The 13,908-nt window shown below is 59.3% G+C and carries 14 protein-coding genes; 3 read left to right on the forward strand and 11 right to left on the reverse strand.

Translation table 11 applies throughout. From position 1 onward, the window contains the following. Positions 1-51: 51 nt before the first annotated feature. The gene (locus ACIGHL_RS19270) at positions 52-945 is read right to left on the reverse strand and encodes a flagellar protein MotY (RefSeq protein WP_128121530.1); all 894 of its coding nucleotides are present in this window, start codon (positions 943-945) and stop codon (positions 52-54) included. A 182-nt stretch (positions 946-1,127) separates the two neighbouring features. Here ACIGHL_RS19270 and pyrC point away from each other — a divergent pair, with 182 nt between their 5' ends. Beyond that, a complete protein-coding gene (gene pyrC / locus ACIGHL_RS19275; protein WP_128121531.1) occupies positions 1,128-2,171 on the forward strand; it encodes a dihydroorotase in 1,044 nt (347 codons plus the stop codon). Beyond that, positions 2,168-2,842, forward strand: a complete 675-nt coding sequence (gene rnt / locus ACIGHL_RS19280) for a ribonuclease T (RefSeq protein ID WP_045429386.1) — start codon at positions 2,168-2,170, stop codon at positions 2,840-2,842. Before pyrC ends, rnt begins: the two co-directional genes overlap by 4 nt. A 67-nt stretch (positions 2,843-2,909) precedes the next feature. Here rnt and thrC read toward each other — a convergent pair whose 3' ends face one another. From thrC to xerD, 5 genes are all read right to left on the reverse strand, one after another. Continuing rightward, complete coding sequence (gene thrC, locus ACIGHL_RS19285) at positions 2,910-4,319, reverse strand: threonine synthase (protein ID WP_499176488.1); 1,410 nt, start codon at positions 4,317-4,319, stop codon at positions 2,910-2,912. Positions 4,320-4,377: 58 nt separating this feature from the next. Further along, positions 4,378-5,682 (reverse strand): homoserine dehydrogenase, encoded by a 1,305-nt coding sequence (locus ACIGHL_RS19290; RefSeq protein ID WP_045429392.1) that lies wholly within the window; start codon positions 5,680-5,682, stop codon positions 4,378-4,380. 114 nt (positions 5,683-5,796) lie between these two features. Then, complete coding sequence (locus tag ACIGHL_RS19295) at positions 5,797-6,294, reverse strand: GFA family protein (protein WP_216706949.1); 498 nt, start codon at positions 6,292-6,294, stop codon at positions 5,797-5,799. A gap of 108 nt (positions 6,295-6,402) precedes the next feature. Further along, complete coding sequence (locus tag ACIGHL_RS19300) at positions 6,403-7,128, reverse strand: thioredoxin fold domain-containing protein (RefSeq protein WP_216707288.1); 726 nt, start codon at positions 7,126-7,128, stop codon at positions 6,403-6,405. A gap of 127 nt (positions 7,129-7,255) precedes the next feature. Next, positions 7,256-8,152, reverse strand: coding sequence for a site-specific tyrosine recombinase XerD (gene xerD / locus ACIGHL_RS19305; RefSeq protein WP_128121533.1), 897 nt, complete (start codon positions 8,150-8,152; stop codon positions 7,256-7,258). A gap of 177 nt (positions 8,153-8,329) precedes the next feature. On the opposite strand from xerD, the gene ACIGHL_RS19310 reads away from it, so the two are divergent. Further along, positions 8,330-10,177: a cation:proton antiporter gene (locus ACIGHL_RS19310; RefSeq protein WP_128121534.1), complete on the forward strand. Its 1,848-nt coding sequence runs from the start codon at positions 8,330-8,332 to the stop codon at positions 10,175-10,177. Between the two features lie 162 nt (positions 10,178-10,339). Here the strand turns inward: ACIGHL_RS19310 and rplS are convergent, their stop codons facing one another. The 5 genes from rplS to ffh all read right to left on the reverse strand — a co-directional run bounded on the left by rplS (position 10,340) and on the right by ffh (position 13,853). Next, positions 10,340-10,690 (reverse strand): 50S ribosomal protein L19, encoded by a 351-nt coding sequence (gene rplS, locus ACIGHL_RS19315; RefSeq protein ID WP_021208319.1) that lies wholly within the window; start codon positions 10,688-10,690, stop codon positions 10,340-10,342. 44 nt (positions 10,691-10,734) lie between these two features. Beyond that, positions 10,735-11,487, reverse strand: a complete 753-nt coding sequence (gene trmD, locus ACIGHL_RS19320; RefSeq protein WP_128121535.1) for a tRNA (guanosine(37)-N1)-methyltransferase TrmD — start codon at positions 11,485-11,487, stop codon at positions 10,735-10,737. 5 nt (positions 11,488-11,492) lie between these two features. Further along, entirely contained in the window at positions 11,493-12,029 is a 537-nt protein-coding gene (gene rimM / locus ACIGHL_RS19325; protein WP_128121536.1) for a ribosome maturation factor RimM, read from the reverse strand. Between the two features lie 5 nt (positions 12,030-12,034). Beyond that, positions 12,035-12,286, reverse strand: coding sequence for a 30S ribosomal protein S16 (rpsP, locus tag ACIGHL_RS19330; RefSeq protein ID WP_045429408.1), 252 nt, complete (start codon positions 12,284-12,286; stop codon positions 12,035-12,037). A 187-nt stretch (positions 12,287-12,473) separates the two neighbouring features. Next, positions 12,474-13,853, reverse strand: a complete 1,380-nt coding sequence (gene ffh / locus ACIGHL_RS19335; protein ID WP_045429411.1) for a signal recognition particle protein — start codon at positions 13,851-13,853, stop codon at positions 12,474-12,476. Positions 13,854-13,908 lie beyond the last annotated feature (55 nt).

The raw sequence follows: 13,908 nt of genomic DNA on the forward strand, positions 1-13,908 counted from the left end.
TTCTACTGGTCGCGACGTTTGTTTTACAGGGGCGCATGCGACCCCTCGGCATCAGGTCGACGGTGTACCGCCCTCTGCTGCGGCAGTGGTGGTTGCCGGCTCGCGCTCCAAACGCAGGGTTACACGCCGATTCTTGGCCCGGTTGGCCTCGCTGCTGTTGGGCACGACGGGATAGCGTTCGCCGTGAAAGCGCAACGTGATTTGCTCTTTCGGCACGCCGTTGGCAGTCAGATACGCCTCGACCGCAAGCGCGCGACGACGCGACAGGTCACGATTGGTCAGTCTATTGCCGCTATTGTCGGAGTGACCATCAAGCTGGATGCGGTTGACGCTGGGATCAGCCTTGAGAAATTGCAGGATGATATCGAGCTTGGCCTGGCCCAACGCATCGAGTACGACGTCACCGGCGGGAAACCCAACCTGCGACGTACGAATCTGCTCGAAGTTGACCGGCAGCAATTTGGCCGTGCAGCTGCGAAAATCTTCATAGGCTTTGCCGAATCGCACAGGCAATAGCCGCACCTCCAACGCTTCGCCACCAAGCCGCGTGCGGTGGCGCACCACCGGGCTGCGACCTTCGAGGAGGCCACTGAGCAGGCGATCGGCCTGCAGGTAGGTACTGTTGAATGGAACCTCGCCGCCGGCTACGGAAACTACGCCCAGATTGATATCACCGCGACTAGGCTGCCAGGGCGCAGCTGCCGCAAGCAGCGTGGCCGAACCATTGCCCAGCCAGCGATCAGGTGACTGCAAGCGAAAAGTAGGCTGCTCGCCCGCTCGCCGTACGAATTCACCTGCACCAAAGCCTGCGACTGGCTGGATCAACCGACACTCGAACTGATCGCCTTCCACCTGCCACTGCGCTCGCTCCAGACGAGTCTGAAACGTGAGGGCATTGGCTGGGGAAGCCAACAAGCAGGCAAGAACAAGGAGGCGCAAGCGCACGTGTGGCTCCAGGGTAAACAACATTCAATTGAGGTATCGGTGCGCACCTTGAAAACTTGAACGCTGCGATACCTAGCTGGCGCCAGCCCTCGCTACTCGTTTCGACCGGAAGACCCGCCTGCGGCGATTTTTTCACGCGTTTCCGGTAGCATTCCCGCACGTTTTACCGCCTGGAAATCCGCATGTCCGACCGACTGACACTACTGCGCCCCGACGATTGGCACATTCACCTGCGCGACGGCGCAGCGCTGCCGCACACCGTGGCGGACGCCGCACGCCAGTTCGCACGAGCGATCATCATGCCGAACCTTGTACCGCCGATTCGCAATGCAGCAGAGGCGGACAGCTACCGCCAGCGCATTCTTGCCGCCCGACCGGACGGCAACCCGTTCGAGCCCTTGATGGTGCTTTACCTCACTGACGGTACGCAGCCCGAAGACGTGCGCGCCGCCAAGGCCTGTGGCTACGTATTTGCCGCCAAGCTGTATCCAGCCGGCGCCACGACCAACTCTGCATCCGGCGTCACCCGCATCGACAACATATTTCCAGTGCTCGAGACGATGGCCGAGGTCGGCTTGCCGCTGCTGGTGCATGGCGAAGTGACGCGTTCAGAAATCGATATCTTCGATCGTGAAAAATACTTCATCGACGAACAGCTTAGCCGAGTCACCGAGCGCTTCCCCACGCTCAAGGTGGTGTTCGAGCACATCACCACCCGGGATGCCGTGCAGTTCGTCGAGGCTGCCAGCAGCAACGTCGGCGCCACCATCACCGCCCACCATTTGCTCTACAACCGCAACCACATGCTGGTGGGCGGAATTCGCCCGCACTTCTTCTGCCTGCCAATCCTTAAGCGCAACGTCCATCAGGAAGCGCTGCTTGATGCGGCTACCAGCGGCAATCCGAAGTTCTTTCTCGGCACTGACTCGGCCCCGCACGCCCAGCACGCCAAGGAAAACGCTTGCGGTTGCGCCGGCTGTTATACGGCGTTCGCTGCGATCGAGCTCTATGCTGAGGCGTTCGAACAGCGCGGCGCGCTTGACCGCCTGGAGGCCTTTGCCAGCAACTTCGGCGCCGACTTCTACGGTTTGCCGCGCAACACCGAGCAGATCACCCTGGTACGTGAATCCTGGAGCGTGCCGGCCAGCTTGCCGTTCGGGGAGCACAACGTCGTGCCCCTACGTGCAGGCGAAACCCTGCAATGGCGGTTGGAGACCAACGCATGAGCGACGATCAGTTTGACGACGAGCTGGAAGGCAACCAGCCAGGCAAGCCGCGCTCGCCGATGGCGAGACGCTTTCGAGGCTTCCTGCCAGTCGTGGTTGATGTCGAGTGCGGCGGATTCAACTGCGCGACCGACGCGCTGCTGGAAATTGCTGCCGTGACCATCGGCATGGACGAGCAGGGTTTGCTCTACCCGCAAGACACGCTCTTCTTCCGAGTCGAACCCTTCGCTGGCGCCAACATCGAAGCAGCCGCGCTGGAGTTCACCGGCATCAAGCTCGACCACCCGCTGCGCATGGCCGTTCCCGAATCACAGGCGATGAATGAGATCATTCGCGGCGTGCGCAAAGCGGTGAAATCAGCCGGCTGCAAACGTGCCATTCTCGTCGGCCACAACAGCAGCTTTGATCTCGGGTTCCTGAACGCAGCAATTGCCCGCTGCGATATTAAGCGCAACCCATTCCACCCCTTCTCCAGCTTCGACACTGCAACGCTGGCAGGCCTCGCCTACGGTCAGACCGTCCTCGCAAAAGCCTGCCAGGCAGCCGATATCGACTTTGACGGACGCGAAGCACACTCTGCGCGCTACGACACGGAAAAGACTGCTGAGCTGTTCTGCGGCATCGTCAATCGCTGGAGAGAGATGGGCGGCTGGGAAGAGTTCGACGAATAAGCTCAGGTCCTCCCTCAAACGAAAAAGGCCAGTCGTGAGACTGGCCTTTTTCGTTATTGCTGGTCGCTTACAGCGGCTTACCTTTATTGCCATGCTCGCTGACAAACGCCTGCATGGCCTTGAGATCGTTCTTCAGAACAGTGCATCGCTCCGTGCGTTCAAACAAGTCCGTCAGATGCGCCGGCAACTCCAGCGCCTTGCCAACACCGGCCTTTTCCACAGCCTCGGGGAATTTCACAGGATGGGCGGTACCCAGCGTTACCATCGGCGTAGCCAGACTGCGGCGGCACTCGCGTGCGGCATAAACCCCGATCGCCGTGTGCGGATCGAGCAACTCACCGGTCGCACTGAAGACGTCAGCAATCGTCTTGCAGGTCTGCTCATCGTCTACCGCCAGCGAGTCGAAAAGCTTGCGTGCCTCGGTCCAGCGTTCCTCCTCGACCGACAGCTTGCCGCTGGCCTTGAATGCGCTCATCAATTCGGCAACCGCCGCGCCGTTGCGGCCATGCAGATCGAACAGCAACCGTTCGAAGTTGGACGACACCATGATGTCCATGGAGGGCGACAGCGACGGGTGCAACGTGTCCTTGTCGTAACGGTTGCCACTCATGAACCGGTGCAGAATGTCGTTTCGGTTGGTTGCCACCACCAGCTGGCTGATTGGCAGGCCCATGTTACGCGCCAAGTAACCCGCGAAAATGTCCCCAAAATTGCCCGTCGGTACGGAAAACGCCACCGAACGGGCCGGGCCGCCCAGCTGCAGCGCAGCATGGAAGTAGTACACGATCTGGGCCATGATCCGCGCCCAGTTGATCGAGTTGACCGCCACCAGCCGGGTGCCTTTAAGGAAACCCTGGTCGGCGAAGCTATCCTTCACCATCTCCTGACAATCATCGAAGTTGCCTTCAATGGCCAGGTTGTGAATGTTGTCGCCGAAGATGGTGGTCATCTGCCGACGCTGTACTTCGGACACCCGGTTGTGCGGGTGCAGGATAAAGATGTCGACGTTATCGCAGCGGCGGCAGCCTTCGATTGCTGCCGAGCCGGTATCGCCGGAAGTCGCACCGATGATGACCACGCGCTCACCGCGCTTGGCCAGCACATAGTCAAGAAGCCGACCCAGCAGCTGCAAAGCGAAGTCTTTGAACGCCAGGGTCGGGCCATGGAAGAGCTCGAGCACCCACTCGTTGCTGTCCAGCTGACGCAGCGGCGCCACTGCGCTGTGAGCAAACACGCCGTAGGTGTCCAGCAGAATCTGCTTGAAGTCAGCGTCTGGGATGCTCCCGGCCGCAAAAGGACGCATTACCTTGAATGCCAGCTCGTGGTACGGCAGGCCGGACCAGGACGCGATTTCTTCAACGGTGAAGCGCGGCAGGTTTTCCGGAACGTATAGACCACCATCGCTGGCCAATCCGGCAAGCAGCACGTCTTCGAAATTCAGGGCGGGCGCCTGGCCACGGGTACTGATGTAGCGCATTGTTCAAACCTATGTTGGACGCTGACTGCGGGCCACTAGAGCAACCCGGCGTTGCTGATTAGATCAGTTGCTCGACACGAATCCGCACGACGTTGCCCACCACGTCAGCAAGCGCTTCGAGTGCGGCGATGGCATCGTCGATCCTCTGCTCAACCACACGATGCGTGACCAGGATGACCGGCACCAATCCGTCTTGCTCCTCGGCTTCCTTCTGCATGATCGATTCGATATTGATTCCGCGCTCCGACAGGATAGTGGCGACCTGAGCCAGTACACCCGGACGGTCCTTGGCCTGGATGCGCAGGTAATACGCACTTTCGCAGGCCCCAATCGGCAGAATAGGATGAGCTGAAAGCGAGTCGGGCTGGAAAGCCAGGTGCGGAACCCGATTGTTCGGATCCGTCGTCAGGGCACGGGCCACATCTACGAGGTCCGCCACCACAGCCGAAGCCGTTGGCTCCATGCCTGCACCAGCACCGTAATAAAGCGTGGAGCCGACGGCGTCGCCGTTGACCATGACCGCATTCATCACGCCATTGACGTTAGCAATCAGGCGGTCCGCCGGAATCAGTGTCGGGTGCACTCGCAGCTCGATACCCGAAGCGGTGCTGCGGGCGACACCCAGGTGCTTGATGCGGTAGCCCAGCGCCTCGGCGTAGTTAACGTCAGCCGTGGTCAGCTTGGAGATGCCTTCGGTGTAGGCCTTGTCGAACTGCAGCGGCACGCCGAAGGCAATGGAAGCAAGGATGGTCAGCTTATGAGCGGCGTCTATGCCCTCGACGTCGAAGGTCGGATCGGTCTCGGCGTAGCCAAGCTCCTGAGCCTCCTTCAGCACATCCTCGAAGGTACGTCCCTTCTCCCGCATCTCGGTGAGAATGAAGTTACCGGTTCCGTTGATTATCCCCGCGAGCCAGTTGATCTGGTTGCCGGCCAGCCCCTCGCGAATGGCCTTGATGATCGGGATACCGCCGGCAACAGAGGCTTCGAAGGCGACGATAACGCCCTTCTCGCGTGCCTTGGCGAAGATTTCATTTCCGTGCACCGCGATCAGCGCCTTGTTGGCCGTAACCACGTGCTTGCCGTTATCGATGGCTTTGAGCACCAGCTCGCGGGCTAGTGTGTACCCCCCGATCAGTTCGACCACAATGTCGATCTCAGGGTTGTTGGCGACATCGAAGATATCGTCAGTAATCGGGGTATCACCGGTGTTGCACTTGGGATTCGCATGACGAGCCGCAATCTGTGCGACCTCAATTCCGCGCCCTGCACGGCGCGCGATTTCCGCAGCGTTGCGCTCGAGCACATTGAAGGTACCGCCACCGACGGTTCCCAGCCCACAGATGCCAACTTTCACCGGTTTCAAGTTGCACTCCCCATTGCCAACGGACGGCCCTGCACAGCGGCCGAACAAAAGAGTCGCACATTACGAAGCGCACGAGCTTTAGTCAAATCGGCAGCGGCAAGGAGGAGCCCGCTGCTAGCCGGGCTTGCTCTGCAACCCCAGGCGCTGGTGCCACTGAGCGAGCGATTCATCCGGATACTCATCGAAGCAGCGATCACCAGGGCCCAGCTGGGGCTCAACCCATGACGCCTTTGAAGCCAGCATGAGATGTGTCGACTCTGGCGGGATTGGCAGCTCGCTATCGATTGCCGACGCATGCGGGTGCACAAGATCCGGCCAATTCGGGTCCCACAACCACAGTGCGCTGCCGCACAGCTTGCAGAAGTGACGCTGGCCATCGCTAATACGCACCGCGCCCGTTTCAGCGTCGACCATCCTGGCTTGGTAGATACTGAGGTTCTCGCGACCCTCGACCGTCAGCGTCCGATGATCTCCGCCCAGGTTGATCGCATAACCACCCGCCCCGGCCGTTTTGCGACAGATCGAACAGTAACAGCGCATGAACGGATAGGGCTCGGCCGATTCCAGAGAAAAACGAACGGCCTGGCAATGACAGGAACCTTCTAGCTTCATTTTGTCGCCTCCTCGATATGCCTTTTGGCTTTGAACACGAGGAGCAGAACAGTTCAGCCGCGACCCGAACGGGCAGCCTCTTCGTGACCGAAGACGCTGCCCCAGCGACTACTTGGCTTTTAGGGCGAGTTCGGCGAGCTGCGGAGCCGGCTGATAACCGGGGATGATCTGCCCGTCCGCGAGAACGATTGCCGGAGTGCCCTGAACACCGATCAGCTGGCCTAACTCGTACTGCTCAGCGACCGGGTTCTCGCAGCTCGCAGCTGGCACATCTTCACGTGCCTTGGCCTTGTTCATCGCCGCCTGCCGATCCTTCGCACACCATACGCTGGTCAGCGTGTTGGCTCCGTGGCTGCCCATGCCCTGCCGCGGAAAGGCCATATAACGAACCTCGACGCCAAGACGGTTCAGCTCAGGCACTTCGCTGTGCAGCTTCTGGCAGTAGCCGCAGTCGGTGTCGGTAAACACGGTGATATGGGTCTTCGGTTTTTCAGGCGAGAAAACCACCATCTTGCTGGTGGGAATCGCGTCAATTGTCTTCGCGACAGACCTGCTCTGGGCTTGCTCGGTCAGGTTTGTCGCCTGGCCGTCCTTGAACTGATACATATACCCCTGAATCAGGAACTGACCGTCAGCGCTCGCGTAGAGCTGCCGCCCACCCTTGAGCTGAACCTGATAAACACCGTTCATGGGGCTTTCCGCAATTGCCTCGATGGGCATATCGGGCTGGAGTGCATTAAGCGACTCACGGATCGCCTGCTCAGCGTCAGCGGCCAGGACAACGGAGCTGGCGAAACCAAGGGCTACGGCAGCGAAGATACGATTCACGCGCATGAAATCTCCTGGCGACTTCGATCGAGGGAAGGCCGGCAGATTACCATAGCCCCTGTCATCCAGTGCAGACGGCGGGCCTTCGCTCATCGGCTTTGTGGCCTGCAGCGCATCTTCTAACGCCATCCGTTCAACCACGCGGATGATGCTGCGCATGGAGTTCCTGCAGCCGCGCGCGGGCGATGTGCGTGTAAATCTGCGTAGTGGACAGATCACTGTGTCCGAGCAGCATTTGTACCGTTCGAAGATCCGCCCCATGGTTGAGCAAGTGCGTAGCGAATGCATGACGCAGCGTGTGCGGCGAGATCGATACAGCTATTCCCGCCTGCCGGGCATGCAGCTTGATTCGGTGCCAGAACGTCTGCCTTGTCATCTGATCGCCACGCCGACTCGGAAAGACCACATCGCTGGCCTTGCCGGAGAGCAGCGCGTCGCGAGCGTCGCGAAGATAGCGCACCACCCAATACAGGGACTCCTCGCCCAACGGCACTAGACGCTCTTTATTACCCTTACCGAATGTGCGCAAGACGCCCTGCCGAAGATTGATCTGCTCAAGACCAAGGTCGACCAGTTCGGTGACGCGCAAGCCTGTCGCGTAAAGAACCTCCAGCATCGCCCGGTCACGCAACCCCAGCGGATCGCCGACATCCGGCGCAGACAACAGCGCCTCCACATCCGCCTCGGACAGCGCCTTGGGTAGTGGTCGTCCCAACTGCGGCAGATCGACTCGCAGCGTTGGATCGACCGTGATCACGCCTTCGCGCAGCAGGAAGCGATAAAACCCGCGAAGCCCTGACAACAACCGCGCGGTAGAACGAGCCTTGTAGCCATTAGCCAGACGCCAGCCAAGGTGATCGAGGATAGCGTCCCGACCCGCATCGACCAGTCGCACATCGCGCTCGTCCAACCAGCCGTTGAACAGCGCCAGATCACTGCGATAAGCGTCGCGGGTGTTGTCAGAAAGTCCTTTTTCGAGCCAAAGGGCATCAAGGAACCGATCGATAATGGGGTCGTATTGAGCCGACATGCAGGGGAACACTGGAAAGAAAGGCGGCCAGTGTTCCATAGACCGCTTATACCGGCCAGCCGCCTTGGTCACGCCGAACAGACCTGATTGGCCTGAGCAATGTCAGACTAGCCAGTAGATCCCACAACGAGCCCGCCGGAGCGGAAGCCCGGCCGCCACCCTGACCGCTTGGTAAACATGACCGAACAAGACATCCTCATCTCCCTCGCTGCGCTCGGCATCGCCTCGCTCGCCAGCCAATGGCTGGCATGGCGGTTACGACTGCCAGCCATTCTTTTTCTCTTGCTGAGTGGAATCCTGGCCGGCCCTGTGCTCGGCTGGCTGAATCCGACTCAGCTGTTCGGCCCGTTGCTCTTCCCTTTGGTTTCATTGGCAGTCGCGTTGATACTGTTCGAAGGCAGCCTGACGTTGCGCGTCTCTGAGCTGCCTGGAATCGGCACGGTGGTGCGCCGCCTGATCGGCATCGGCGCGCTGACGACTTGGGGCGTGATCACCCTCTCCGCTCATTGGCTGCTTGGCTTCGATTGGGATCTGGCGTTGCTCTTAGGGAGCTTGACGCTTGTTACGGGCCCGACTGTGATCGTACCGATGCTACGTGTGGTGCGACCCAACGCGGCGGTTGCCAATATCCTGCGTTGGGAAGGCATCATCATCGACCCAATCGGCGCTTTGCTTGCAGTAGTGGTTTACAGCTTCATCATTACGCGAGGCACCGAGGCCGCCTGGACTCAGAGCGTGCAGACGTTTGGCGGAGTTCTTCTATGCGGAACTGTGCTCGGCATAGCAGGAGGATGGACCCTCGGCCAACTTGTGAAACGGCACTGGCTGCCGGAATATTTGCAGAACCTGGCGACACTGGCTTCAGTGCTCGGCGTTTTCGTCACTGCCAATACCCTGGTCCATGAATCCGGCCTACTGGCCGTCACGCTGATGGGGATCTGGCTCGCCAACATGCGGGATGTCGACGTCCGGGACATCCTCCACTTCAAGGAGAACCTGAGCATTCTGCTCATCTCGGGACTCTTTATCCTGCTAGCAGCGATGCTCGACCTGACAGCACTGCTGGAGCTAGGGCCGGCAGTGCTGATTCTTTTGCTAATTGTGCAATTCGTGGCCCGACCACTAACGATCGCCCTGTGCACCTGGGGATCGCAGCTGAACTGGCGGGAACGGCTGCTGCTCGCCTGGATTGCACCCCGCGGAATCGTTGCGGCTGCGGTCTCGGCAATCTTTGCCGTTCGCCTGGACGAAACAGGACACCAGGACGCCCTGCTGCTCGTGCCACTGACGTTCGCCGTCATCATTGGCACCGTCGTGCTGCAAAGCGCAACCGCACGCCCTTTAGCGAGGCTGCTAAACGTCGCAGAACCGCCGCCCAGCGGGTTTCTGATTGTTGGCGCAAATCCCGTCGCTCGTGCACTTGGACGCGCGCTGAGCGAGCAAGGCATCAGAGTGATGCTGACCGATTCCAGCTGGGACAACATTCACGCGGCGAGAATGGAAAATTTACCCACCTATTACGGAAATCCAGCCTCGCAGCACGCTGAAAACCACCTTGACCTGGTCGGTCTTGGCCATTTGCTGGCGCTGTCGCCTGTTGGCGAAATGAATACCCTCGCCGCGATGCGTTTTCGTCATGACTTCGGCGGCGATCGCCTGTTCAATCTGGCCAGCACTCAGGAGAGTCGACGCAGCGACAAACATCGGCCCAGTGACGAACACCGTGGCCGCCCCCTAGGCACGCCCACGTTGACCTACTCGCAACTGGCCGGACGCCTGGCTCGTGGTGGCTCAATCAAAAGCAACAAACTGACCGAAACCTTTGGCTGGCCGGAATACCAGGCCCTGCATGGCTCGGGCGCTATCCTGTATTTCGCCATAGACAACCACGGGCATACCCATGTGTTTCACCCAGACGCACGGATCAAACCCGACGCGGGCTGGACATTGATTGCCTTGACCGAAGGCGCGGACAGCCACGCAACCGTGAGCAAACCCGAACCTCGCCATTCTCCCTTACCTTGAGGGCAACATTTCCAGACCATACGAGCAGCCCCAACGGCGAGCAAGACAAGACGCCGTGCACCTTTTGCACTACGACGGCTCGTACCCCCGAAAATCTAGAAGCCAAATAATCCCCATAAAAAAAGCAGCCCGCAGGCTGCTTTTTTCTTAAGGAAGCTTTCCTCAGGAAAGCTTTTCCTTGATGCGGGCTGCCTTGCCGGACAACGCGCGGAGGTAGTACAGCTTGGCTTTGCGGACATCGCCACGGCGCTTGACGCTGAGGCTGTCGACCATCGGGCTGTAATACTGGAACGTACGCTCAACACCAACACCGTTGGAGATCTTGCGAACGGTGAAAGCGCTGTTCAGGCCACGGTTACGCTTGCCGATTACGACACCTTCGAAAGCCTGCAGACGCTCACGCTCGCCTTCCTTCACCTTCACCTGGACAACTACAGTGTCACCAGGGGCGAACGGCGGCAGCTCTTTGGTCATCTGCTCTGCTTCGAGCGCCTGGATAATCTTGTTGGTCATGCTGTGCTCCTAAGACAGGCCGTCATGGCGTGCCATCGATACGTTTAACTATCGTCCCGCTGACGGATGTATTCCGTCAGCAGCTTTTGTTCTTCCCCAGAAAGCGAGCGGCTATCCAGAAGATCAGCGCGGCGTTCCCAAGTCCTTCCGAGGGACTGCTGCAAACGCCAGCGCCGGATGTGTTCATGGTTGCCGCTGAGCAGCACCTCAGGAACACGTTTATCCGCATACACCTCCGGTCGCGTGTAATGCGGGCAGTCGAGCAGGCCGTCAGTAAACGAATCCTCCTCGGCCGAATCAGCATGACCCAATGCCCCAGGGAGCAGACGGGTCACTGCATCGATCAGCACCATGGCCGGCAATTCACCACCGGACAGCACGTAATCGCCAATCGACCATTCTTCATCCACATGCGTTTCGATGAAACGCTCATCGATGCCTTCGTAGCGGCCAGCAATGAGGATGAGTCCGTTCTCTTTCGCCAGTTCACGAACATCAGCCTGCTTCAGCTGACGCCCCTGCGGCGACAGGTATATCACCTTCGCCTTTTCCCCAGCGGCCTGCCTGGCATCGGCCAGTGCGAGCTCCAAGGGCTTGATCTTCATCACCATGCCGGGGCCACCCCCAAAAGGGCGATCGTCGACTGTCTGATGGCGATCTTCCGTGTAGCTTCGGGGATTCCAGCATTGCAGCTGAAGTAGCCCCTGCTTCACCGCACGACTGGTGATACCGTACTCACCGATAGCAGCGAACATATCGGGGAACAGAGTAATCACATCGACACGCAAGCTGGACATGTTGCTCAGAAGTCCGCGTCCCATTCGACACGCATCTCGCCTGCGTCCAAATCGACCTTCAACACACAGGGGTCGGTATAGGGCAGCAAGCGCTCACGGTCATCCAGACTGCCGTCGAACGGCTTGACCACCAGCACGTCGTTAGCGCCAGTTTCGAGCAGATGATCAACCCGACCGAGCACTTGCCCGAGCTGGTTGATGACCGTCAGGCCCTGAAGCTGGAACCAGTAATAGTCCTCACCGGTCAACGGAGGCAATTCGCTGCGGGGGATGCAGATCTCGAAATCGGCGTAGGTACGCGCCTCTTCACGATCAGCCAGCCCCTTCAGCGTCGCCACCAGGATCTTGCCTTGCAGGCGACCCTTGACCAGCTCAACTTGCTTGACTTCTTCGCCTCGCCTCAGCGTCCAGCTACGATAGTCCAGCAAATTGTCAATCGGGTCGGTAAAGGAGTAGATCTTTACGTCACCACGCACGCCATGCACCGAAACGATTTTGCCGATAACGATCAGGTCTTCGGCCGGGGCTGACGTGACGTTCATGTGTTTCAGGCAGCAGCCTTGCCAGCTTCCTTCAGCAGCTGAGCAACACGCTCAGACGGCTGTGCGCCCTGGCTCAACCAATAGGCAGCACGCTCCTGGTTTACAGAGAGCTTCACTTCCGCACCCGAGGCGATCGGATTGAAGAAGCCGATACGCTCAACGAAGCGACCATCGCGCGGATTGCGGCTGTTGGTCACGGTCAGGTGGTAGAAAGGGCGCTTCTTGGAGCCGCCACGGGCGAGACGAATAGTTACCATGTGAACATCGTTCCTGTAGTCGGTACAGCAAATCTGAATGCAGGGCTCAAGGCCCGAAAGGCCGCATATTCTAAGGAATATCCGGACTTTTGCAAATGGCTTTTTCAAAAACAATCGCAAGCCTCGACCGCAGGCCTGCTCAGCCTCAGCAGGCCCCGACGAAGAACCCGCTGAAACGCTCGAAACTTTAGAACTTGGGCATTCCGCCGCCGCCTGGAAACATGCCGCCCATGCCGCGCATCATCTTCGCCATGCCGCCTTTGCCGCTGACCTTTTTCATCATTTTCTGCATCTGCTTGTGCTGCTTGATCAGACGACCAATATCTTGCACTTGCGTGCCGGAACCCATGGCGATGCGTCGCTTGCGCGAACCGCTGATGATGTCCGGGTTGCGCCGCTCAACAGGGGTCATCGAGTTGATGATGGCCTCCATCTGCTTGAACTGCTTCTCCGCCGCGCCCTGCGCGTTACCCATTTGCGACAGATTCACACCGCCGATCGATGGCAGTTTATCCATCAAGCCGCCTAGCCCACCCATGTTTTTCATTTGCTGAAGCTGATCACGGAAGTCTTCCAGATCAAAACCTTTGCCCTTCTTCAGCTTCTTGGTGAGCTTCTCGGCCTTTTCCCGATCGAGCGTTTGTTCAGCCTGCTCGATCAGGCTGAGCACATCGCCCATGCCCAGGATTCGGGAGGCGATCCGGTCCGGATGAAACGGCTCGAGCGCGTCACTCTTCTCGCCCATGCCGAGAAACTTGATCGGCTTGCCCGTGATATGTCGCACCGACAGGGCAGCACCGCCGCGCGCGTCACCGTCAACCTTGGTCAGCACCACGCCGGTCAAAGGGAGCGCCTCACCGAACGCCTTAGCAGTATTCGCAGCGTCCTGACCCGTCATGGCGTCAACCACGAACAATGTCTCGGCCGGCTTGATCGCCGCATGAACGGCCTGGATTTCGGCCATCATTTCAGCATCGATAGCCAGCCGGCCGGCTGTATCGACGAGCACCACATCGATGTATTTGAGCTTGGCCTCACGAATCGCTGCCAGTGCGATTTCCACGGGCTTCTGGCTGGTATCGGAAGGGAAAAAAGTCACCCCTACTTCCGTCGCGAGCATCTCCAGCTGTTTGATTGCTGCTGGGCGATAGACGTCGGCTGAAACCACCAGCACCGACTTCTTCTTGCGCTCTTTGAGGAACCTTGCCAGCTTGCCGACCGTCGTCGTCTTACCCGCCCCCTGGAGGCCTGCCATCAGTACTACCGCGGGCGGCACCACGCTAAGATCGAGGTCTTCGTTGGCCGCGCCCATCAGCTCTTCCAGCTCGGCGCGAACGATCTTCACAAAGGCTTGGCCTGGCGTCAGGCTCTTGGAGACTTCCGTGCCGACTGCCCTGTCCTTGACCCTGGCGACGAACTCCTTGACCACGGGTAGCGCGACATCGGCTTCTAGCAATGCCATGCGAACTTCGCGCAAGGTGTCCTTGATATTGTCCTCGGTCAGTTTGGCCTTGCCGGTAACATGGCGAAGCGTCTGCGAGAGGCGGTCGGTTAGGTTTTCAAACATGTGCCGTTTTCCACGCTGGGTGTGGTTAAGGCGCCGATTATAGAAGCTGCATGCC

The sequence above is a fragment of the Pseudomonas sp. NPDC077451 genome (assembly GCF_044543345.1).
GTDB lineage: Bacteria > Pseudomonadota > Gammaproteobacteria > Pseudomonadales > Pseudomonadaceae > Stutzerimonas.

Bases quoted from the DNA above. Each gene is read 5' to 3' on its own strand.
- pyrC (WP_128121531.1), top strand. From the start codon at position 1,128: ATGTCCGACCGACTGACACTACTGCGCCCCGACGATTGGCACATTCAC.
- rnt (WP_045429386.1), top strand. From the start codon at position 2,168: ATGAGCGACGATCAGTTTGACGACGAGCTGGAAGGCAACCAGCCAGGC.
- thrC (WP_499176488.1), bottom strand. From the start codon at position 4,319: ATGCGCTACATCAGTACCCGTGGCCAGGCGCCCGCCCTGAATTTCGAA.
- ACIGHL_RS19295 (WP_216706949.1), bottom strand. From the start codon at position 6,294: ATGAAGCTAGAAGGTTCCTGTCATTGCCAGGCCGTTCGTTTTTCTCTG.
- ACIGHL_RS19300 (WP_216707288.1), bottom strand. From the start codon at position 7,128: ATGCGCGTGAATCGTATCTTCGCTGCCGTAGCCCTTGGTTTCGCCAGC.
- xerD (WP_128121533.1), bottom strand. From the start codon at position 8,152: ATGTCGGCTCAATACGACCCCATTATCGATCGGTTCCTTGATGCCCTT.
- ACIGHL_RS19310 (WP_128121534.1), top strand. From the start codon at position 8,330: ATGACCGAACAAGACATCCTCATCTCCCTCGCTGCGCTCGGCATCGCC.
- rplS (WP_021208319.1), bottom strand. From the start codon at position 10,690: ATGACCAACAAGATTATCCAGGCGCTCGAAGCAGAGCAGATGACCAAA.
- trmD (WP_128121535.1), bottom strand. From the start codon at position 11,487: ATGTCCAGCTTGCGTGTCGATGTGATTACTCTGTTCCCCGATATGTTC.
- rimM (WP_128121536.1), bottom strand. From the start codon at position 12,029: ATGAACGTCACGTCAGCCCCGGCCGAAGACCTGATCGTTATCGGCAAA.
- rpsP (WP_045429408.1), bottom strand. From the start codon at position 12,286: ATGGTAACTATTCGTCTCGCCCGTGGCGGCTCCAAGAAGCGCCCTTTC.
- ffh (WP_045429411.1), bottom strand. From the start codon at position 13,853: ATGTTTGAAAACCTAACCGACCGCCTCTCGCAGACGCTTCGCCATGTT.